This is a genomic window from Pseudomonas jinjuensis (genome assembly GCF_900103845.1).
Classification (GTDB): Bacteria; Pseudomonadota; Gammaproteobacteria; order Pseudomonadales; family Pseudomonadaceae; genus Pseudomonas; species Pseudomonas jinjuensis.
Genome location: NZ_FNIJ01000003.1, coordinates 299,783 through 319,610 on the forward strand (window position 1 = coordinate 299,783; position 19,828 = coordinate 319,610).

18 protein-coding genes are annotated in these 19,828 nt (G+C 66.8%); 14 read left to right on the top strand and 4 right to left on the bottom strand.

Features of this window, described 5'->3' with window-relative positions; translation table 11 throughout:
* Positions 1-347: 347 nt before the first annotated feature.
* The 13 genes from BLR75_RS05770 (at position 348) to siaD (ending at position 14,461) form a co-directional block, all read left to right on the top strand.
* Positions 348-1,442: a Fic family protein gene (locus BLR75_RS05770; RefSeq protein WP_084311479.1), complete on the top strand. Its 1,095-nt coding sequence runs from the start codon at positions 348-350 to the stop codon at positions 1,440-1,442.
* A 225-nt stretch (positions 1,443-1,667) separates the two neighbouring features.
* A complete protein-coding gene (locus BLR75_RS05775) occupies positions 1,668-2,321 on the top strand; it encodes an HAD family hydrolase (RefSeq protein ID WP_084311478.1) in 654 nt (217 codons plus the stop codon).
* 487 nt (positions 2,322-2,808) lie between these two features.
* Positions 2,809-3,687, top strand: coding sequence for a methyl-accepting chemotaxis protein (locus BLR75_RS05780; protein ID WP_425438999.1), 879 nt, complete (start codon positions 2,809-2,811; stop codon positions 3,685-3,687).
* A gap of 137 nt (positions 3,688-3,824) precedes the next feature.
* Positions 3,825-4,190: a response regulator gene (locus tag BLR75_RS05785; RefSeq protein ID WP_084311476.1), complete on the top strand. Its 366-nt coding sequence runs from the start codon at positions 3,825-3,827 to the stop codon at positions 4,188-4,190.
* A gap of 10 nt (positions 4,191-4,200) precedes the next feature.
* Positions 4,201-5,952 (top strand): chemotaxis protein CheA, encoded by a 1,752-nt coding sequence (locus BLR75_RS05790; protein ID WP_084311475.1) that lies wholly within the window; start codon positions 4,201-4,203, stop codon positions 5,950-5,952.
* Complete coding sequence (locus BLR75_RS05795) at positions 5,939-6,424, top strand: chemotaxis protein CheW (RefSeq protein WP_084311474.1); 486 nt, start codon at positions 5,939-5,941, stop codon at positions 6,422-6,424. Before BLR75_RS05790 ends, BLR75_RS05795 begins: the two co-directional genes overlap by 14 nt.
* Before the next feature lie 58 nt (positions 6,425-6,482).
* Complete coding sequence (locus BLR75_RS05800) at positions 6,483-8,510, top strand: methyl-accepting chemotaxis protein (protein ID WP_084311473.1); 2,028 nt, start codon at positions 6,483-6,485, stop codon at positions 8,508-8,510.
* A 160-nt stretch (positions 8,511-8,670) separates the two neighbouring features.
* Positions 8,671-9,513 carry a CheR family methyltransferase gene (locus BLR75_RS05805; protein WP_084311472.1) on the top strand — a complete coding sequence of 281 codons (843 nt, stop codon included), beginning with the start codon at positions 8,671-8,673 and terminating at the stop codon, positions 9,511-9,513.
* A 22-nt stretch (positions 9,514-9,535) separates the two neighbouring features.
* Positions 9,536-10,579, top strand: a complete 1,044-nt coding sequence (locus BLR75_RS05810; RefSeq protein ID WP_084311471.1) for a protein-glutamate methylesterase/protein-glutamine glutaminase — start codon at positions 9,536-9,538, stop codon at positions 10,577-10,579.
* Positions 10,580-10,719: 140 nt separating this feature from the next.
* Positions 10,720-12,708 carry a biofilm regulation protein phosphatase SiaA gene (siaA, locus tag BLR75_RS05815; protein ID WP_084311470.1) on the top strand — a complete coding sequence of 663 codons (1,989 nt, stop codon included), beginning with the start codon at positions 10,720-10,722 and terminating at the stop codon, positions 12,706-12,708.
* 9 nt (positions 12,709-12,717) lie between these two features.
* A complete protein-coding gene (gene siaB, locus BLR75_RS05820; RefSeq protein ID WP_084311469.1) occupies positions 12,718-13,260 on the top strand; it encodes a biofilm regulation protein kinase SiaB in 543 nt (180 codons plus the stop codon).
* A gap of 26 nt (positions 13,261-13,286) precedes the next feature.
* Positions 13,287-13,667, top strand: a complete 381-nt coding sequence (siaC, locus tag BLR75_RS05825; RefSeq protein ID WP_084311468.1) for a biofilm regulation phosphoprotein SiaC — start codon at positions 13,287-13,289, stop codon at positions 13,665-13,667.
* A 5-nt stretch (positions 13,668-13,672) separates the two neighbouring features.
* Positions 13,673-14,461, top strand: coding sequence for a biofilm regulation diguanylate cyclase SiaD (gene siaD / locus BLR75_RS05830; RefSeq protein WP_084311467.1), 789 nt, complete (start codon positions 13,673-13,675; stop codon positions 14,459-14,461).
* Positions 14,462-14,483: 22 nt separating this feature from the next.
* On the opposite strand, the gene BLR75_RS26650 is transcribed toward siaD, so the two are convergent.
* Complete coding sequence (locus BLR75_RS26650) at positions 14,484-14,621, bottom strand: hypothetical protein (protein ID WP_169720240.1); 138 nt, start codon at positions 14,619-14,621, stop codon at positions 14,484-14,486.
* Positions 14,622-14,812: 191 nt separating this feature from the next.
* Between BLR75_RS26650 and BLR75_RS05835 the strand changes: the two genes are divergently transcribed.
* Positions 14,813-16,114, top strand: a complete 1,302-nt coding sequence (locus tag BLR75_RS05835; protein ID WP_169720239.1) for a sensor domain-containing diguanylate cyclase — start codon at positions 14,813-14,815, stop codon at positions 16,112-16,114.
* Positions 16,115-16,274: 160 nt separating this feature from the next.
* Here the strand turns inward: BLR75_RS05835 and BLR75_RS05840 are convergent, their stop codons facing one another.
* From BLR75_RS05840 to BLR75_RS05850, 3 genes are all read right to left on the bottom strand, one after another.
* Entirely contained in the window at positions 16,275-16,727 is a 453-nt protein-coding gene (locus BLR75_RS05840) for a PaaI family thioesterase (RefSeq protein WP_084311465.1), read from the bottom strand.
* Positions 16,728-17,046: 319 nt separating this feature from the next.
* The gene (locus BLR75_RS05845; RefSeq protein ID WP_084311464.1) at positions 17,047-18,084 is read right to left on the bottom strand and encodes an ABC transporter substrate-binding protein; all 1,038 of its coding nucleotides are present in this window, start codon (positions 18,082-18,084) and stop codon (positions 17,047-17,049) included.
* Between the two features lie 200 nt (positions 18,085-18,284).
* Positions 18,285-19,781, bottom strand: a complete 1,497-nt coding sequence (locus BLR75_RS05850) for a CoA-acylating methylmalonate-semialdehyde dehydrogenase (RefSeq protein WP_084311463.1) — start codon at positions 19,779-19,781, stop codon at positions 18,285-18,287.
* Positions 19,782-19,828: the final 47 nt, after the last annotated feature.

The following is a 19,828-nucleotide window of genomic DNA, read 5'->3' on the forward strand; positions in this document are numbered from 1 at the left end:
TTTGCGGATTACCGGGAGAAAATCCGTAGGGTGGGTGCAACCCGCTATTTCAGGGCTAGGACCCTGGCGGGTTGCACCCGCCCTACGGTTTGGGCAAAAAAAATCGGCCTCAGCCGACGAAGGACATAGCCGCTCAGAAATCCCACTTCGCCGTCAGCGACAGGCTGCACGGTTCGTCGTAAAGAACTCGCTCTGCCAGTTCAAGGTTTCCACGATCCTGCGCAGTCTGGAAACGTCCTTACGCATACTTGTTCCTCGTGAAATAATTATTCGTTGGAAGCGTCTTTACTGCCGCGTAGGCAGCAAGGCCGTATCTGGCCCAAATCGAGGCCATGAAAGGAGTCCACATGCCATCCTCTTTACAGCCATTGCCAGTTGCAGCCGATCTGGAATCCCGCTCGGTCCTGAAAAAACTGGCACGTGCCCACCAAGCTTTGGCGGAGCTGAAAGGGGTGGTGGATAGCATGCCGAACCAGCACATCCTCATTGACACTCTGGCACTACAAGAAGCCAAGGACAGTTCGGCCATCGAAAACATCATCACGACCCATGATGATCTTTACCGGAGCGATAGCGTTGCGCGGCAATTCGTTAGCGTGGCTGCCAAGGAAGTGCACAACTATGCAACGGCACTGAAGAATGGCTTCTCTCAGGTCAAGCGAACAGGACTGCTGACGACGCGCGATATCCTGTCGATCCAGTCCTGCATAGAAGAGAACGACGCGGGATTCCGCAAGCTGCCAGGAACGTCCCTGAAGAGCCAGCGGACCGGGGAGGTGGTCTATACACCGCCCCAGCACCCGGATGAGATCATTGCGCTGATGGGGAACCTCGAACGTTTCATCAATGATGATTCCATGGGCGATCTGGACCCCCTGACCCGGATGGCGATCATCCATCATCAGTTCGAAAGCATTCACCCCTTTTACGATGGCAATGGACGAACCGGCCGGATAATCAATGTGCTTTATCTGGTTCAGCAGCAATTGCTGGGCAGTCCTGTGCTTTATCTGTCCCGCTACATCAATCAGCGCAAGACGGACTACTACCGGTTGCTGCAGGCAGTTCGCGATACGCAGGAGTGGGAGGATTGGCTGATATTCATGCTCGACGCGGTTGAAGAGACCGCTCAGCAGACTACGCGTCTGATTTACTCGATCAAGGATCTGATGCAACGACACAAGGAGAAGCTCCGCAGTGAGCTGCCCAAGGTGTACAGCCAGGATCTGGTCAACAACATGTTTCGCCATCCCTACACCAAGATAGAGTTCGTCCAGAACGAGCTGCGAATCAGTCGCCAAACGGCTTCACGCTATCTGGATGAAGTGGTTGGCATCGGGCTGCTCAGCAAGCACCGCATCGGTAAGGAAAATTTCTATTTGAACGATGCGCTGTTCGATTTGCTGCTCAATGCAACGCAGATCGACGTGTCGAGACAGTAGCCATTTCCTTAACACGTCCGAGCGACGTGTTAAGGAAAACGCGGTTTCCTTAACACGTTCCTGCCTTGTGTACAGATTTCGGGGCTTTCCGGACATGAGCCGCGCCATCACTTCCAGCGCTGAAAACCAGGAAAAGGCTCAAGATCAGAGGAGTCCTTGAAACCGCCCCGCTCGAGCACCTCGTTGTATCCTTGTCCTCCTATTTCCCGCTCCGACGCTCCCCCCATGCACTACCAGAACATCCTCTTCGACCTCGACGGCACCCTTACCGACCCGCGCGAGGGCATCACCCGCTCGATCCAGTACGCGCTCGGCCAGCTCGGCATCGACGAGCCGGACCTGGCGCAGCTGGAGCATTTCATCGGCCCGCCGCTGCTGCAGTGCTTCATGGCCACCTACGGCTTCGACGAGGCGCGCGCCTGGGAGGCGGTGAATCACTACCGGGTGCGTTTCAAGGACACCGGGCTGTACGAGAACCGCCTGTTCGACGGCATTCCCGAGCTGCTGGCGCTGCTCGCCGGCCAGGGCCGCACGCTGTACATGGCGACCAGCAAGCCGCGGGTGTACGCCGTGGAGATCGCCCGCCACTTCGGCTTCGACGGGCACTTCAAGGTGATCTACGGCAGCGAGCTGGACGGCACCCGCACCGACAAGGTCGAGCTGATCCGCCACCTGCTCGCCGAGGAAGCGCTGGATCCGGCAGAGACACTGATGATCGGCGACCGCAAGCACGACCTGATCGGCGCGCACCGCAACGGCCTGCGCGCGGCCGGCGTCGGCTACGGCTTCGGCAGCCGCGAGGAGCTGCTGGCGGAAGCCCCCGCGCACTACTTCGCCAGCCTCGACGAACTGCGCCAGGCGTTCCTCGACTACCGTTGATCGGCGGACGGACGGCAGCCGGCGAATCCCGCCAGGCTGCCGAATCGCTCTGGAACGGCCACTCCAGCCGATCGCGATGACCTGACGGTCAGGATCGGTCCGCAAACCCTCCCTCCAGTTCCCCGGCGCACCGCCGATGCCCTCCAGCCACCTGTCACAAGACCGGAGAGCCTCCCCGGCGGTTCTGGTACTGGAGTACGACATGCGCCAAGCCATCCTCGATCAGCCTGATACGCCCGAGCGCCGGCCGGCCCGGCTGGCGCTGCAGGCATTGCCCTGGCTCGCCGTCGCCGGCCTCGCCTGGCTGGACGTACCGCTCTGGGGGCTGTTGCCGCTGGGTTGCGCGGCCAGCCTGTGGCTCGCCAGCCGCACGCCGCGCAGCGAAGCGGCGGCACCGGCACAAGCCAGCCCTTCCCCGCCGCAATGGCAGCCCCTGCAGCACGGCCTGCAGCAACACCTCGCCACCCTCGACGGCCACGCCCGGCAGATGGAAGGCCTGCTGCAACACGCGATCGGCCAGCTCACTGCCAGCTTCCACAGCCTCGCCGAGCGCGTCGACACCCAGCGCGGGCTGTCCCATTCGCTGATCGAGCGCTACGCCGGCCGCGGCCACATCGACGGCGCGGTGAATTTCCAGGAGTTCATCCAGGCCACCCAGGAAACCCTCGGGCTGTTCGTCGAAGCCAGCCTGGAAACCAGCCGCACCTCCCGGCAACTGGTCGAGCGGATGGACCGGGTGACGCAGAAAATCGGTGAAATCCTGCAATCCACCGAGGATATGGACGCCATCGCCAAGCAGACCAACCTGCTCGCGCTGAACGCCGCGATCGAGGCCGCGCGCGCCGGGGAAAGCGGTCGCGGCTTCGCCGTGGTGGCCGACGAGGTGCGCGCCCTGTCGAACCGTTCGACGCAGTTCTCCGCCGCCATCCGCCAGCACGTCGACGTGGTCTACCGCGAGATCCGCGACGCCGAGGGCGCCATCACCCAGCTCGCCGAGCAGGACATGTCCTTCGCCCTGGATTCGCGGCAGAAGGTGCAGCGCATGCTCGACGACCTCGACGCGCTCAACCGCCACACCCTGACGGTCGTCCATGAGCTGGACCGCATCGCCCTGGAGGTCGGCGACGGCGTCAACGACGCGGTCACCGCCCTGCAGTTCCAGGACATGAGCAGCCAGCTGCTCGGCCAGATCGGCAAGCACAGCGCCCGCCTCGGCGCCTTCGCCGGCGCCCTCGGCCAGCTCGACGAGCGGCCGGCGCAGCACTGGCCGGAGCACCTGCAGCGGCAGGCCGAGGAACTCGCCCGGCCGGTGGGCAACCCGGTCAGCCAGACCAGCGTCAGCGCCGGCGCGGTGGAGCTGTTCTGAGCCGGTTGGGACGCATTTCACAGCTCGCCAGTGAAATGGCGCCAGGAAATTGAACATTTCGCGGGCGGCTTCTACGATGATAGCCATAAGCTATCACCATGCCGGACGACAGCACCTCCAGCGGAGATTAGAGAACGATGGGAAAGCAGATTCTGATCGTCGATGACTCGGCATCGATCCGGCAGATGCTCAGCTTCACGCTGAAGTCCGCCGGCTACGAGGTGGACGAGGCGGTGGACGGCCGCGACGGCCTCGGCAAGGCGCAGCGCAAGAACTACCAGCTGGTGTTCACCGACCAGAACATGCCGAACATGGACGGCCTGTCGCTGATCCGCAGCCTGCGCGAGCTGCCCACCTACCGCGGCGTGCCGATCCTGATGCTGACCACCGAGTCCAGCGACGCCATGAAGCAGCAGGGCCGCAGCGCCGGCGCCAGCGGCTGGCTGGTGAAGCCGTTCGACCCGCCGAAGCTGCTGGAAGTCGCCCGCAAGGTCCTGCCCTGAGGGTGGCGCCATGAACATCGACATGGAGCAATTCCGCAGGGTGTTCTTCGAGGAAACCGAAGAGCACCTGGCCAGCCTCGAACTGCTGCTGATCGGCCTCGACCTGGAGCGGCCGGAGGCGGAAGCCCTCAACGGCATCTTCCGCGCCGCGCACTCGATCAAGGGCTCCAGCGGCATGTTCGGCTACGACGACCTGAGCGCCGTCACCCACGAACTGGAGACCCTGCTCGACCGCATCCGCTGCGGCCGCATGCGCCTGAATGCGGAAATGGTCGCGCTGTTCCTCGAGACCCGCGACCTGCTGCAGCGCCTGCTCGACGCCCACCGCGAACAGCGCCCCGACCCGACCCTGCCGGTGCAGGCGACCCTCGACGGCCTGCGCGCCTGGCTGGAGCAGCCGCAGGACGACGGCTTCGGTTTCTTCGACGAGGCGCCCGGCGCGCCGGCGGCAACGCAGGACGAGGACTTCGGCTTCTTCGACGACGCCCCCGGCAGCCCGGTGCCCGCCGCCGTCGCCACGCCGGAGAAGACGGACAAGGCATCGGTGAAAACCGTCGCCCGCACCGAGGCCGAATCCAGCTCGATCCGCGTCGGCGTGGAGAAGATCGACAGCCTGATCAACCTGGTCGGCGAGCTGGTGATCACCCAGGCCATGCTCGGCCAGCTCGGCGCGGAACTCGACCCGGCCCTGCACGAGCGCCTGCAGCAGGCCCTCGCCCAGCTCGAACACAACACCCGCGACCTGCAGGAGTCGGTGATGTCGATCCGCATGCTGCCGGTCGGCTTCATCTTCAGCCGCTTCCCGCGGCTGGTGCACGACGTCTCCGCGCGGCTCGGCAAGCAGGTCGAGCTGCAGCTGCACGGCGAGCACACCGAGCTGGACAAGAGCGTCATCGAGAAGCTCGGCGACCCGCTCACCCACATCGTGCGCAACGCCATCGACCACGGCATCGAGACGCCCGCCGAGCGCCTCGCCGCCGGCAAGCCGGCCAGCGGCACGCTGCGCCTGGCGGCCAGCCACCAGGGCGGCAGCATCATGCTGGAAATCTCCGACGACGGCCGCGGCCTGTCGCGCCAGCGCATCCTCGCCAAGGCCCGCGAGCAGGGCCTGCCGGCGCACGACGGGATGAGCGACGCCGAGGTCTGGCAGCTGGTCTTCCTGCCCGGCTTCTCCACCGCCGAGACGGTCACCGAGCTGTCCGGGCGCGGCGTCGGCATGGACGTGGTCAAGCGCAACATCCAGACCATGGGCGGGCGCATCGACATCGATTCGGCGCCAGGTATGGGCACGCGCATCGCCATCCGCCTGCCGCTGACCCTGGCGATCCTCGACGGCCTGATCGTCGCCGTCGGCGGCGTCGCCTACGTCATCCCGCTGACCTACATCGTCGAGTCGCTGCAGGCCCGCGCCGAGGACGTGCGCAGCCTGGCCGGCAACGACGCGGCGCTGGTCCGCGTGCGCGGCGAGTACCTGCCGCTGTTCTCCCTGCACGCGCTGCTCGGCCTGCCCGGCGAGGCGCTGCCGCCGGAGCGGGCCATCGCGGTGATCCTCGAATCCGAGGGGCGCACCTTCGCCCTGCAGGTGGACGAGCTGGTCGGCCAGCAGCAGGTGGTGATCAAGAGCCTGGAACAGAACTACCGGCGGATCGAAGGAATCGCCGGCGCCACCATCATGGGCGACGGCAGCGTCGCCCTGATCCTCGATGTCGACGCCCTGCCGCGGCTCGCGGCCCAAGGAGCAACCCTGGATGAGTGCCACTGAAGCAGGCCAGGCGGGCAGCCTGGCGCAGGAATACCTGACCTTCACCCTCGGCGACGAGGAGTACGCCATCGACATCCTGCGCGTGCAGGAAATCCGCGGCTACGACCGGGTCACCGCGATCGCCAACGCGCCGCCGTTCATCAAGGGCGTGATCAACCTGCGCGGCGCCATCGTGCCCATCGTCGACCTGCGGGTGAAGTTCAACCTGGCGGACGTCAGCTACGACCAGTTCACCGTGGTCATCATCCTCAACGTCGGCCGGCGCATCATCGGCGCGGTGGTGGACTCGGTGTCCGACGTGATCGCCCTCGCCGCCGACGAGATCCGCCCGCGCCCGGAATTCGGCGCCAGCTTCGACACCGAATACCTGCTGGGCCTGGCCACCGCCGGCGAACGCATGCTGATCCTGGTGGATATCGAGAAGCTCATGAGCAGCCGCGAGATGGCGCTGGTCGAGGCAGCCGCGGCCTGATCGCCGATAACAACGAATAAGAACGTCCAGAAAGCCAACCGTGCAGGGGATAAGAAGAATGGGCCTGTTCAACGCAAACGCGGTGGCGCAGCAGCGCGCCGACCGGATCGACGCGATCCTTCGTTCGATGCTCGACGGCAATCTCGACAGCCCGGTCGGCGACGCGCCGGCGCCCGGCTACGAGAGCCTCTACGCCAACCTGCGCAGCATGCAGGGCCTGCTGCGCCAGCAGCGCGACGAGTTCCGCCAGGCCGAGGCGCTGGAAGCCGCGCTGGAGGAGATGACCCGCCAGCACGAGGCCGGCTGGATCGACGAGGCGATCCCGGCGGAGCGCTTCGCCGACCGCCCGGCGCGCATCGCCCGCGGCATCAACGAACTGGTCGCCGCGCACATCGCGGTGAAGATGAAGGTGGTGGAGGTGGTCACCGCCTACGGCAAGGGCGACTTCAGCGTGTCGATGGAGCGCCTGCCGGGCCGCAAGGCGCAGATCACCGAGGCCATCGACGCCGTGCGCGACGGCCTCAGGACGGCGGCCGAAGCGGCGCAGGCGGCGCGCGTCACCGCCGACTACAACGCGCGGATCAAGAGCGCGCTGGACAACGTATCGGCCAACGTGATGATCGCCGACAACGACCTCGAAATCATCTACATGAACCGCACCGTCAGCGAGATGCTGAGCCGCGCCGAGGCGGACATCCGCAAGCAGCTGCCGGCCTTCGACGCCAGCCGGCTGATGGGCGCCAACATCGACATGTTCCACAAGAACCCGGCGCACCAGCGGCAGATGCTCGGCCGCCTGACCGGCGTGCACCGCGCCGAGCTGAGCCTCGGCGGCCGGCGCTTCGGGCTGGACGTGGTGCCGGTGTTCAACGATGCCGGCGAACGCCTCGGCTCGGCCGTGCAGTGGACCGACCGCACCGAGGAATACCGCACCGAGCAGGAAGTCTCGCAGCTGGTGGAAGCCGCCGCCGCCGGCGACTTCAGCAAGCGCATCGCCCAGGACAACAAGGACGGCTTCTTCCTCAAGCTGGCCACCGGCCTGAATTCCCTGGTGGACACCGCCGACCGCGGCCTCAGGGACGTCTCGCGGATGCTCGGCGCGCTGGCCCAGGGCGACCTCACCCAGCGCATCGAGGCCGACTACCAGGGCACCTTCGGCGAGCTCAAGGACTTCGCCAACGAGACCGCGCAGAGCCTGTCGCGCATGCTCGGGCAGATCCGCGAGGCCGCCGACACCATCGGCACCGCCGCCAGCGAGATCGCCAGCGGCAACGCCGAGCTGTCCACCCGCACCGAGCAGCAGGCCTCCAGCCTGGAGGAAACCGCATCGAGCATGGAGGAGCTGACCGGCACGGTGAAGCTCAACGCGGAGAACGCGCGGCAGGCCAACTCGCTGGCCGGCAACGCCTCGGAAGTCGCCACCGAGGGCGGCAGCGTGGTGCAGAAGGTGGTCGAGACCATGTCGGCGATCAACGAGTCGGCGCGCAAGATCGCCGACATCATCGGCGTGATCGACGGCATCGCCTTCCAGACCAACATCCTCGCCCTCAACGCGGCGGTGGAAGCGGCCCGCGCGGGCGAACAGGGCCGCGGCTTCGCGGTGGTGGCCGGCGAGGTGCGCACCCTGGCGCAGCGCTCGGCGGCCGCGGCGAAGGAGATCAAGACGCTGATCTCCGACTCGGCGGACAAGGTGCAGAGCGGCAACACCCTGGTGGCCCAGGCCGGCCAGACCATGAGCGACATCGTGGTCGCGATCAGGCGCGTCACCGACATCATGGCCGAGATCGCCGCCGCCTCCGCCGAGCAGAGCGCCGGCATCGAGGAGGTCAACGGCGCGGTGTCGCAGATGGACGAGATGACCCAGCAGAACGCCGCGCTGGTCGAGGAAGCGGCGGCTTCCGCCGGGGCCCTGCAGGAGCAGGCCGGCGTGCTCGCCCAGGCGGTGGCGGTGTTCCGCCTGGATGCCCACCCGGGCGCCACGCCACTCGCCGCGCCCCGCGCCCAGCCGGCCAGCGCCTCGCGGGCGGTGCGCGGCGTGGCCAGGGCGGCGAAGGGCGGCAGGGACGAGGGCTGGGAGGAGTTCTGAGACCCCCGCCCCGACCCTCTCCCCCCGACGCAGGGCGGATGAAGCGGGACGTTTCATCCGCCGCAAAGGATGCCATGGCGGATAACGCTGGCGCGTTATTCGCCCTACGTCGAAACGGAGACGAGGGAAACCGCCACGCAGCACGCCAAGGAAAGCTCCCATGCAGCCACAACTTCCCTTCCCCGGCCACGAATTCCTCTACACCCGCCGCGACTTCCAGCAGGTGCGCGAGCGGCTCTACCAGCGCACCGGCATCAATCTCTCGGAGAACAAGGACCAGTTGGTCTACAGCCGCCTGTCGCGGCGCCTGCGCAGCCTCGGGCTGGACAGCTTCGCCGGGTATTTCGCCTACCTCGAAGGGCATCCCGAGGAATGGCAGCAGTTCGTCAACGCGCTGACCACCAACCTCACCGCCTTCTTCCGCGAGCGCCACCACTTCGACAGCCTCGCCGCGCTGGCCCTCAGGCAGCTCCGCCAGCATCGCCCGCTGCGCTTCTGGTCGGCGGCGGCGAGCACTGGCGAGGAGGCCTACTCCATGGCCATGACGCTGGTGGAAACCTTCGGCAACCTCGCCCCGCCGGTGCAGATCCTCGCCTCGGACATCGACACCCGCGTGCTGGAAAGCGCCCGCGAGGGTATCTATCCGCTGGAGCGGGTCGAGGCGCTGGACGCCGAACGGAAGAAGCGCTTCTTCCTCCGCGGCAGCGGCGACAACGCCGGCAAGGCGCGGGTGATCGAGCCGCTGCGCAGCCTGGTGGAGTTCCGCCAGATCAACCTGCTGGAGGCAGACTGGGGCATTCCCGGCGGGCTCGACGCGATCTTCTGCCGCAACGTGATGATCTACTTCGACAAGCCGACCCAGACCCGCCTGATCGAGCGCATGGTGCAGCTGCTGCGCCCGGGCGGACTGTTCTTCGCCGGCCACTCGGAGAGCTTCGCCCACGCCGGCCACCTGCTGCGCGCGGTGGGCCGGACCACCTACGAGAAGATGACGCCGCCATGAGCGCCGCGCGGAGTTGAGCCGAATGCCGATCAAGGTATTGGTAGTCGACGACTCCGCGCTGATCCGCAGCCTGTTGAAGGAGATCGTCCAGGCCGACCCCGAGCTGCACTGGGTCGGCGCCGCGCCGGACGCCTGGGCGGCGCGCGAGATGATCCGCCAGCACGATCCCGACGTGCTGACCCTGGACGTGGAAATGCCGCGCATGGACGGCCTGACCTTCCTCGACAAGCTGATGAAGGCGCGGCCGACGCCGGTGCTGATGATCTCCTCGCTCACCGAGCGCGGCTCCGAGGCGACCCTGCGCGCGCTGGAGCTGGGCGCGGTGGACTTCATCGCCAAGCCGCGCCTGGGCATCGTCGACGGCATGCAGGCGTTCGCCGGGGAAATCCGCGCCAGGCTCAAGGCCGCCGCCCGCGCCCGGGTCGGCCGGCGGCGTCCGCCGGGCGAGCCGCTGCACGCGCAGCCGCTGGCCGGCACCGGGAAGATCATCGCCATCGGCGCCTCCACCGGCGGCACCGGGGCGATCCGCGAGGTGCTGCTCGGCCTGCCGCCGGACTGCCCGGGCACCGTCATCACCCTGCACATGCCGCCCGGCTTCACCCGCTCCTTCGCCGAACGCCTGGACCGCCAGACCCGCCTGCGGGTCAGCGAGGCGCGCGACGGCGACCGCATCCTGCCCGGCCACGCGCTGCTCGCCCCGGGGGATTTCCATCTGCGGGTGGAGCGCAGCGGCGCCGACCACGTGGTGCGCCTCGACCAGGGTCCGCCGGTCAACGGCCACCGTCCGTCGGTGGACGTGATGTTCGAATCCCTCGCTCGCTGCGCCGGGCGCAACCTGCTCGCCGCCCTGCTCACCGGCATGGGCAGGGACGGCGCCCGCGGCCTGCTGGCGATCCGCGCCGCCGGCGGCCACACCATCGCCCAGGATGAAGACTCCTGCGTGGTCTACGGCATGCCCCGGGAAGCCGCGGAAATCGGCGCGGCCGGCGAAATTCTGGCGCTGGAACGGATCGCCGGCGCGCTGCTGCGCGAGGCCCTGGGTCGCGGTGGTGGAAATCGCGTCTAGAATAATGTCGATAGCATGGCGCCAAAATAATGGCATTTGGACATCCAATGCATTTGCCTGCACAGTGTCCCGACTGCACAATTGCGCTTCGCAAAACAACAACCGGGACACGCCGGGCTAGGGAATCGTCGGGGAAAGCCATGGCGGCAAGATGGGGGTTGCGAGGGAAATCGGTAGTGGCGCTTCTGCTGGCCTGCCTGCTGGCACTGGTGCCGGCGGTTCTGCTTGGCTGGCGGGCGATGGAGGACATCCGCACGCACTTCGGCGTGGCCTTCGCGAAGAACTTCACCCTGCTCAACCAGCAGAAGATCCTCGCGCCGGTGATCCGCGAGCTGGCGCTGTCGCGGCGCCTGGCCGAATCCGTGATAACCCAGGACTGGCTGCTGGCGGAGAACGACCCGAAACGCCGCTCGCTGTTCTTCCGCGAGGCCGAGGGCTACCGCGTCGACCACCACGAGTATTCCTACTTCGTCATCGTCGATGCCTCCCGCCACTACTACTACAACGACTCCAGCGCGCCGCTGTCCAACGCGCCGCGCTACACCCTGAGTCCGGACGACCCGTCGGACGCCTGGTACTTCGAGAGCCTGAAGAGCGACCAGCCGTTCAACATCAACGTCAACTACGACGCCAAGCTGAAGGTCACCAAGGTCTGGTTCAACATGCAGGTGCGCGCGGGCAACCAGAAGATCGGCCTGGCCGGCGGCGCCCTCGACCTCACCGATTTCCTCGACCAGTTCATCTCCCGCCGCGAAGCCGGCGTGACGCCGATGATCATCGACACCCTGGGCGCCATCCAGGCCCACCCGGACACCAGGATGATCGCCTACAGCTCCGGCGCCAACGGCAACGCCCAGCACCGGGTCTTCGAGCTGCTGCAGAGCGACGCCGAGCGCGAGGACCTGCGCCGGGCGATGCGCACCGCCGAGGACGCGCCGGGCGAGGTGCAGACCCTGTGGGGCACCCTGGACGGCAAGCAGCAGCTGCTGGCCCTGGCCTTCATCCCGCAGCTCAACTGGCACGTGCTCAGCGCGGTCGACCTGCATTCCGCGCAGATCTTCGACAGCCGCTGGATCTGGCTGCTCGGCGGCACCTTCGCCGGCCTGTTGACGGTGCTGCTGCTCGGCTTCGCCTACACCGTCGACCTGCTGGTGCTGCGCCCGCTGCGCGGCCTCAAGCAGTCGGCCAAGGCGATCGCCGCGGGGCAGTACGACAACCCGCTGCCTGAGCCGCGCGGCGACGAGATCGGCGAGCTGTCGGCGGCCTTCTCCAGCATGGCCGACAAGGTCCGCCGGCACACCGAGGACCTCGAGGACAAGGTGCGCCAGCGCACCCAGGCGCTGGAGAAGGCCAACCGCGAGATGGCCGCGGCGCAGAAGAAGATCGGCGACTCCATCGACTACGCCAGCCTGATCCAGCGCGCCATCCTCCCCGACCGCCAGCTGCAGACCTCCCTCGGCGAACACCATTTCGTCCTGTGGAAACCGCGCGACGTGGTCGGCGGCGACTTCTACATCTATCGCGAAGGCCCCGGCGACAGCCTGATCGGCGTGGTCGACTGCGCCGGCCACGGGGTTCCCGGCGCGCTGATGACCATGCTCGCCCTGGCCGCCATCGACCATGCCATCGACACCGTGCAGAGCCATGACCCGGCGGCGATCCTGCGCGAGACCGACCACGTGATGCGCGGCATGCTCAGCCAGGAGCAGGTCACCCGCGCGCTGGCGACCAACATGGACGCCGGCTTCGTCCGCGTCGACCACGAGCGCCAGCGCCTGCTGTTCTCCGGGGCGAAGATCTCGCTGTTCGCCAGCGACGGCGAGGAAGTCCGCGAATACAAGGGCGGCCGCCGCGCCATCGGCGACAAGCGCCAGGGCGAGTACGAGGACATCGAAGTGCCGCTGCAGCCCGGCTGGACCTTCTACCTGTGCACCGACGGCTTCCTCGACCAGGCCGGCGGCGAGCACGGCTTCGGCTTCGGCAACAACCGTTTCGCCAGCATGCTGCGCCACCATGCGCGCCTGCCGCTCGCCGAGCAGGCCGAGGTCTTCGCCGCCACCCTCGCCGACTACCAGGGCGAGCATTCGCAGCGTGACGACATCACCATTCTGTCCTTCCGATTCGACTAGGGGTACTCCATGGACTCGCCAGATCTGTTGGCCATGCGTGAGAGCTTCAACCGGCAACGCATCCTGCTGTGCTTCAACGGCCCCATCTCGCGCAGCCTGATCGAGGAGATCGGCCACGCGCTGCGCAACTACATGCAGGCCGAGCAGGCCCACCCCAGCGAAGCGATGGACGTGTTCGCGGTGTACATCGAGATGACCCAGAACATCCGCCACTACGCCACCATGCGCGGCTACGGCGAGCAGGACGCTTCCGCCACCGTGGCCATCTCGCGCAACGGCGAGGGCCATTACGTGGTGTCCGCCGGCAACCTGGTGGAGCTCGCCGACGGCCAGCAGCTGGTGCGCGACATCGAGGCCATCGCCGGGCTCGACAAGGCGCAGCTCAAGGCCGCCTACAAGGAGCAGCTGCGCCGCCCGCGCGACGCCGAGGCGACCACCGGCGCCGGCCTCGGGCTGCTGGACATCGCCCGCAAGTCCAGCGCCCCGCTGCAGACCTCGCTCAAGGAACAACCCGATGGCCGCGCCTTCTTCAGCCTGCGCGCAGTGATCTGACAACCCCGTTTTTCAGGAACAACGAGATGATCGAGCTCGAAATCACCGGCACCCAGTCCACCCCGTCGATCCGTGGCGACTGGCAGACCGGCATCCTTTCCATGCAGGGCGACTCCTATCCGGAGAACTCCTTCGAACTGTTCGGCCAGGTGATCGACTGGGTGCAGCGCTACCTCGCCGACGGCCAGCGGCCGCTGGAACTCGACCTGCACCTGCTGTACCTCAACACCAGTTCGATCAAGGCGATGATGGACATCTTCGACATGCTCGAGGAATCCCACGGCGCCGGCCGCAGCGTGCGGGTGACCTGGCACTACGACCGGCGCAACGAGCGCGTGGCCGAGCTGGCCGAGGAATTCCGCGAAGACTGCACCTTCCCGTTCGTGATAAAGGCCTACGACGAGTAAATGCCATGAACAGCGAGCGCGACCTGGACCTCTGGATCGAGGCACTGCTGGAAGACCCGCAATACGCCGGACATCCACTGCGCGAGGCCCTCTACCTCAAGCACCAGCAATCCCTCGACCAGTTGGCCCGGCTGGAGCGCATCGCCCGGATTTCCGATGGCTACCAGTCGATGGCGCGCGAGCAGACGTCCACCCTCTCCGAGCGCTATCACAAGCAGCTGCGCCAGCTGGAGAAGGTCGCGCGCATCTCCGACCGCTACCAGAACATGCTGCGCGACCTCAACGTGGCGCTGCGCGAGGCGTCCACCCACGACGCCCTGACCGGCATCGCCAACCGCCGCCTGCTGATGGAGCGCCTGCGCGAGGAAAGCCAGCGCACCCAGCGCAACGGCCACGGCTACGTGCTGGCGATGCTCGACGTGGACCACTTCAAGCAGGTCAACGACACCTGGGGCCACGAGATCGGCGACCGCCTGCTGGTGGAGATCGGCAGCGCCCTGCAGGCCGCGCTGCGCCCCTATGATCTCTGCGGGCGCTGGGGCGGCGAGGAATTCCTCCTGCTGCTGCCGGAAACCCGCATGGCCGAGGCCGGGCCGATCATCCAGCGGGTGCGCGACGACATCCGCAACATGTCCGTGCGCATCGGCACCGACACCCTCAGCGTCACCGCCAGCTTCGGCGTGGCCGAGTTCTCCCCCGGCGAAAACTACTCGCAGACCCTCAACCGCGCCGACGCCGCCCTCCTCGAAGCCAAGCGCGGCGGGCGCGACAGGTGCGTGTTCAGCGACGGCTGAGCGCCCGCCAGGAGCCTGACGGTCACCCGCGCGCCGGGCGACCGCGCTGCCGCACCCTGCCCGGTTGATCGCCATCAATGCATTCGCCGATCCCCGCCAGTGCCGTGCGCATGGCCCAGGGCGGGTCATTGAAGCGGCATTGCAGGATTGCGATCATCATCACAAGTTCGCCCGCGCCGACGCCTCGATAGCGAGGGCGTGTACTGGTTATCTCAGACGCCGAGGGAATGTGCGCACGCCTGCAGCGCGATTCGGGCCGCCACCTTCCGCAAGATGGCAACCCGGCTCGACGACAAGGCGCCTCATTCAGGACGAGGTCCGCCCTCCGGGGCATTTTCCAGAGAGGAAGGCATGCACGAGCCAGAGGATATCGACCAGGTAGCGGACCTGCGGGCCGAGCTGCAGCGGCTGCGCGACATCATCGACCTCAACACCGACTGGATCTGGGAGGTGGACGAGGACGGGCGCTATACCTATTCGTCGTCGGTCGGTCCCAGGCTGCTGGGTTATCCGGTCGAGCAGATCCTCGGCCGCACACCGCTGGATTTCATGCTGCCGGACGAGGCGGACCGCGTCGGTCACGTGTTCCTCCACAAGGTCGCCCAGCGCGAGCACTTTTCCGGGCTGATCAATCGCAACCTGCGCGCCGACGGCAGCATCGTCGTGCTGGAAACCAGTGGCGTGCCGCTGTACGACGAGAGCGGCCGGTTCAAGGGCTATCGCGGCATCGACCGTGACGTCACGGCGCTGTGGACACGGCATTTCCAGCTCGAGGCGATCTATGCCTCGGCCCCCCTTCCGCTGTTCGTGGTCGACCGCGACCTGCGCTTCGTCGTCGCCAACGAGAACATGGCCAGGCTGTGCGGGAGGCCCGCCGACAGCCTCATCGGCCGCATGATCGGGGAGTTCATGCCCGGGGCGGCGGTCGGTGGCGAGCGTCTCTTCGCCCGCCTGGACAGCGGGCGTTCGATCGCCGATTCCGAGATCGAGTGGAACGAACGGGACTACATCGTTTCCGTCCAGCCCGTCCGCGACATGGCCGGCGGCGTGGTCGGGGCGACCCTGGCGCTGATGGACGTCACCAAGCGCAAGCGCGCCGAAGCGGCGCTGGCCGACGCCAACCGGCAACTGGAGGTCTACGCCGATCACGACTACCTGACCGGTCTGATCAACCGGCGGCGCCTGGCGGAACTGCTGAAGCAGGAAATACGCCGCTCGCACCGCGACCGGCTGCCACTGTCGCTGATCATGGGAGACGTGGACTTCTTCAAGCGTTTCAACGACCGCTACGGGCACCTCGCCGGCGACGACTGCCTGCGCATGATCTCGCTGGTCCTGAGCAACAACCTCCAGCGCGCCAGCGACATCGCCGGTCGCTATGGCGGCGAGGAGTTCGTCGTCATCCTGCCCGGAACCGACCAGAGCGGCGCGCTGCATGTCGCCGAGATGCTGCGGGCAGCCATCGAAGCCCAGCAGTTGCCGCATGAGGACAGCCCTCTGGGACACGTCACCATGAGCTTCGGCGTCGCCACGCTCGAAGCTGGATCGGCTGCCGAACCGGGAGTCTCGTCCGACCTGCTGCACGCTGCGGACGTCGCCCTTTATCGCGCCAAGAATGCCGGGCGCAATCGCGTCGGTTGCCATGCGCAATGAAGAAGGCCGGTCTCGCCGCAGAGCGGGCGAATAGCCCTGCGGTCACGGGCATGGCGCGCTTCCACACGGGATTCGCGAGCAAGCTCGCTCCTACACGACAACGCTGGTCCTCGTAGGAGCGAGCTTGCTCGCGAACAAAGTGCGCCGAGATACCAGGACTTCAGGCATCGGTTATCGAAAACGTGCGGTTCAGGTACTTGAAGGTCCCCGAGGCGCTGGCGAGCACCTCGCCCTCGGCATTGCGCAATTCGGCCTCGCAGAACGCTATCGAGCGGGTACGGTGAGTCACCGTGCCGAAGGCCTCCAGCACTTCGCCGGCAGTGCCGCCGGGGCGCAGGAAGTTGGTCTTCATCTCGATGGTCACGACCCCGCGCTTTTCGTCATCGCTGTAGCTCGCGTTGAGCGCCATCGCCACGTCCAGCAGAGTCATGATCACGCCGCCATGGGCACTGTTCCAGCCATTCAGATGCTGGCGCTCCAGAGCCAGAACCAGATGCCCCGCCCCACCTCCGGCCTCGGGCGGCGCATAGCGGAGCTTGAGGAGGTCGAGCAGCGGGATGTCTACTCCGCGGTGTTCGGTGTACTGCTTCAGCTGTGAAACATCGATGGACATGGCATTTCCTGGCAGGGAGGAGGAGCATCGCTTCCAGCGGAAAACGACGGGCTCCGGGTGGGTTCCGGACCGCCGATTCTGCCGGGGCCAGGGCACAGGTCCTATCCTTCGTTTGGGTGGTTTTGGGCGTGGCGCGGGAATACTACGGCCGCGGACTTGGACCGTCCCTACAAGTGATCTCCCGTAGGATGGGTATCGCTGCGCTCCACCCATCCTACGCGCTGAGCCAACGCGCGGGCGGCGGCAGCGATGTCCATCTGCCCAAAACGAAAAAGGCCAGTCGAATGACTGGCCTTTTTCGCTGCAATCACGATCCCGCTCAGCGAGCCGCCCAGGCGTTGAAGCGCTGTTCCAGCTGTTCGCCGTGGTCGGTCCAGAAGGTCACGTCCACCGGAATCTGCTGGGCGATGTTCTGCGGCGCGGTGGGAAGGTCGGCCACGCGCCGGGCGTCCAGCAGCTCCATGCCCTTGAGATTGGCGGCGCCGTAGTCGATGCGCTGGGAGAAGCCCTTCTGCTGCTCGGGTTCGAGGGTGTAGCCGATGAACTGGCGGGTCAGGTCCTGTTGCGGCGCGCCCTTGGGGATGGCCCAGGAGTCGAATTCGTAGATGCCGCCGTTCCATACGATGTCCAGGCCGTACTGCTCGCGCTGCTGGGCGGAGAGGCGGCCGTTGTACACCGAGCTCATCACCACGTCGCCGGCGGCGAGGAATTGCGGCGGTTGCGCGCCGGCTTCCCACCACTGGATGTGCGGCTTGATCTGGTCGAGCTTGGCGAAGGCGCGGTCCTGGCCGGCATCGGTGGCGAGCACCTGGTACAGCTCTTCGGGCTTCACGCCGTCGGCGAGCAGGGCGAATTCCAGCGTGGACTTGGCCAGCTTGCGCAGGCCGCGCTTGCCGGGGAATTTCTCGAGGTCCCAGAAATCGCTCCAGCTGGTGGGCGCGCTGGCGAGCTTGTTGCGGTTGTAGGCGAGCACCGTGGAGTAGACGAGGAAGCCGATGCCGCAGGGCTGGATGGCGCCGGGGACGAAGTCCTCCTGCCTGAGGCCGATCTGCGCCGGGTCGAGTTCCTCGAACATGCCTTCGTCGCAGCCGCGGGCCAGCTCGGCGCCCTCCACCTCCACCACGTTCCAGGCGACGCTGCCGGTGCTCACCATCGCCTTGATCTTGGCCATCTCGCCGTTGTACTCGCCGGACACCAGGCGGTTGCCGCTGCTCTGCTGCCAGGGGTTGTAGAAGGCCTGGACCTGGGCGTCCTTGTTGGCGCCGCCGAAGGAAATGACGGTGAGGTCGCCGGCGAACGAGTGGCTGGCGGCGGCCAGTCCGGTGGCCAGGGCGGTGAGCTTGAGGATCTTGGTCATTGTTGTTATCTCCACGTTGCAGGGTGTTGCTTCCATGACACCCGGGCTGCCGGACATAGCGGCACCCGATGCCTACAGTGGTCGGCCGTTCGCTTGTGGCGGGCGCGGCCGGGGCCCAGGCGATGCGCGGATCGCCGTCGATGGGGTGGTGAAAAGAAAAAAGGCATGGTCGGGAACGACCATGCCTTTTTCAGTCAGCCTCAGCCGTTGCTGGGGAAGGCGAACTGCGCGGCTTCGTGCGTCGCGCGCTGCGGCCAGCGCTGGGTGATGGCCTTGCGCCGGGTGTAGAAGCGCACGCCGTCCGGGCCGTAGGCGTGGAGGTCGCCGAACAGCGAACGCTTCCAGCCGCCGAAGCTGTGGTAGGCCACCGGCACCGGCAGCGGCACGTTGACGCCGACCATGCCGACTTCGATCTCGTCGCAGAACAGGCGGGCGGCTTCACCGTCGCGGGTGAAGATGCAGGTGCCGTTGCCGTATTCGTGGTCGTTGATCAGCTGCATGGCTGCTTCGAGGCTGTTCACGCGGACGATGCACAGCACCGGGCCGAAGATTTCTTCCTGGTAGATGGTCATCTCCGGGGTGACGCGGTCGAACAGGGTGCCGCCGATGAAGAAGCCGTTCTCGTGGCCGGCGACCTTGTAGCCGCGGCCATCCACCAGCAGCTGGGCGCCCTGCTCGACGCCGCTGTCGATGTAGCCGGTGACCTTGGCCTGCGCCGCGCCGGTGACCAGCGGGCCCATGTCCAGGCCGCAGTTGGTGCCGGCGCCGATCTTCAGGGCCTTGATCTGCGGGACGATCTTCTGCACCAGCGCATCGGCGATCTGGTCGCCCACGCACACGGCCACGGAGATGGCCATGCAGCGCTCGCCGCAGGAGCCGTAGGCCGCGCCCATCAGCGCGTTGACGGCGTTGTCGAGGTCGGCGTCGGGCATCAGCACGGCGTGGTTCTTGGCGCCGCCCAGGGCCTGCACGCGCTTGCCGCGTTTGGTGCCCTCGGAATAGATGTACTCGGCGATCGGGGTCGAGCCGACGAAGCTCAGGGCCTTCACTTCCGGCGCCTCGATCAGCGCGTCCACGGCTTCCTTGTCGCCGTGCACCACGTTCAGCACGCCCTTGGGCAGGCCGGCTTCCTCGAACAGCTGGGCGATCAGCAGGGTCGAGCTCGGGTCACGCTCGGACGGCTTGAGGATGAAGGTGTTGCCGCAGGCGATGGCCAGCGGATACATCCACAGCGGCACCATGGCCGGGAAGTTGAAGGGGGTGATGCCGGCGACCACGCCGATCGGCTGGAAGTCGCTCCAGGCGTCGATGTTCGGGCCGACGTTGCGGCTGTACTCGCCCTTGAGGATTTCCGGGGCGGCGCAGGCGTATTCGACGTTCTCGATGCCGCGCTTCAGCTCGCCGGCGGCGTCCTCGATGGTCTTGCCATGTTCTTCGCTGATCAGCTGGACGATGCGCTGCTCGTTGGCTTCCAGCAGCTGCTTGAAGCGGAACAGCACCTGCGCGCGCTTGGCCGGCGGGGTTTTGCGCCAGGCCGGGAAGGCGGCCGTGGCGGCGTCGATGGCCTGCTGCACGGTCTCGCGGCTGGCCAGCGGAACCTGGCGGATGGCTTCGCCGGTGGACGGGTTGAAGACGGAGGCCGAGCGGCCGGAGTCGGCGAACAGCTCGCCGCCGATCAGGTGCTTGAGGGTGGTCATCGTTCGTGTCTCTTCTCGCTGAATGGGATACGGAGCGGGGGCAAGCC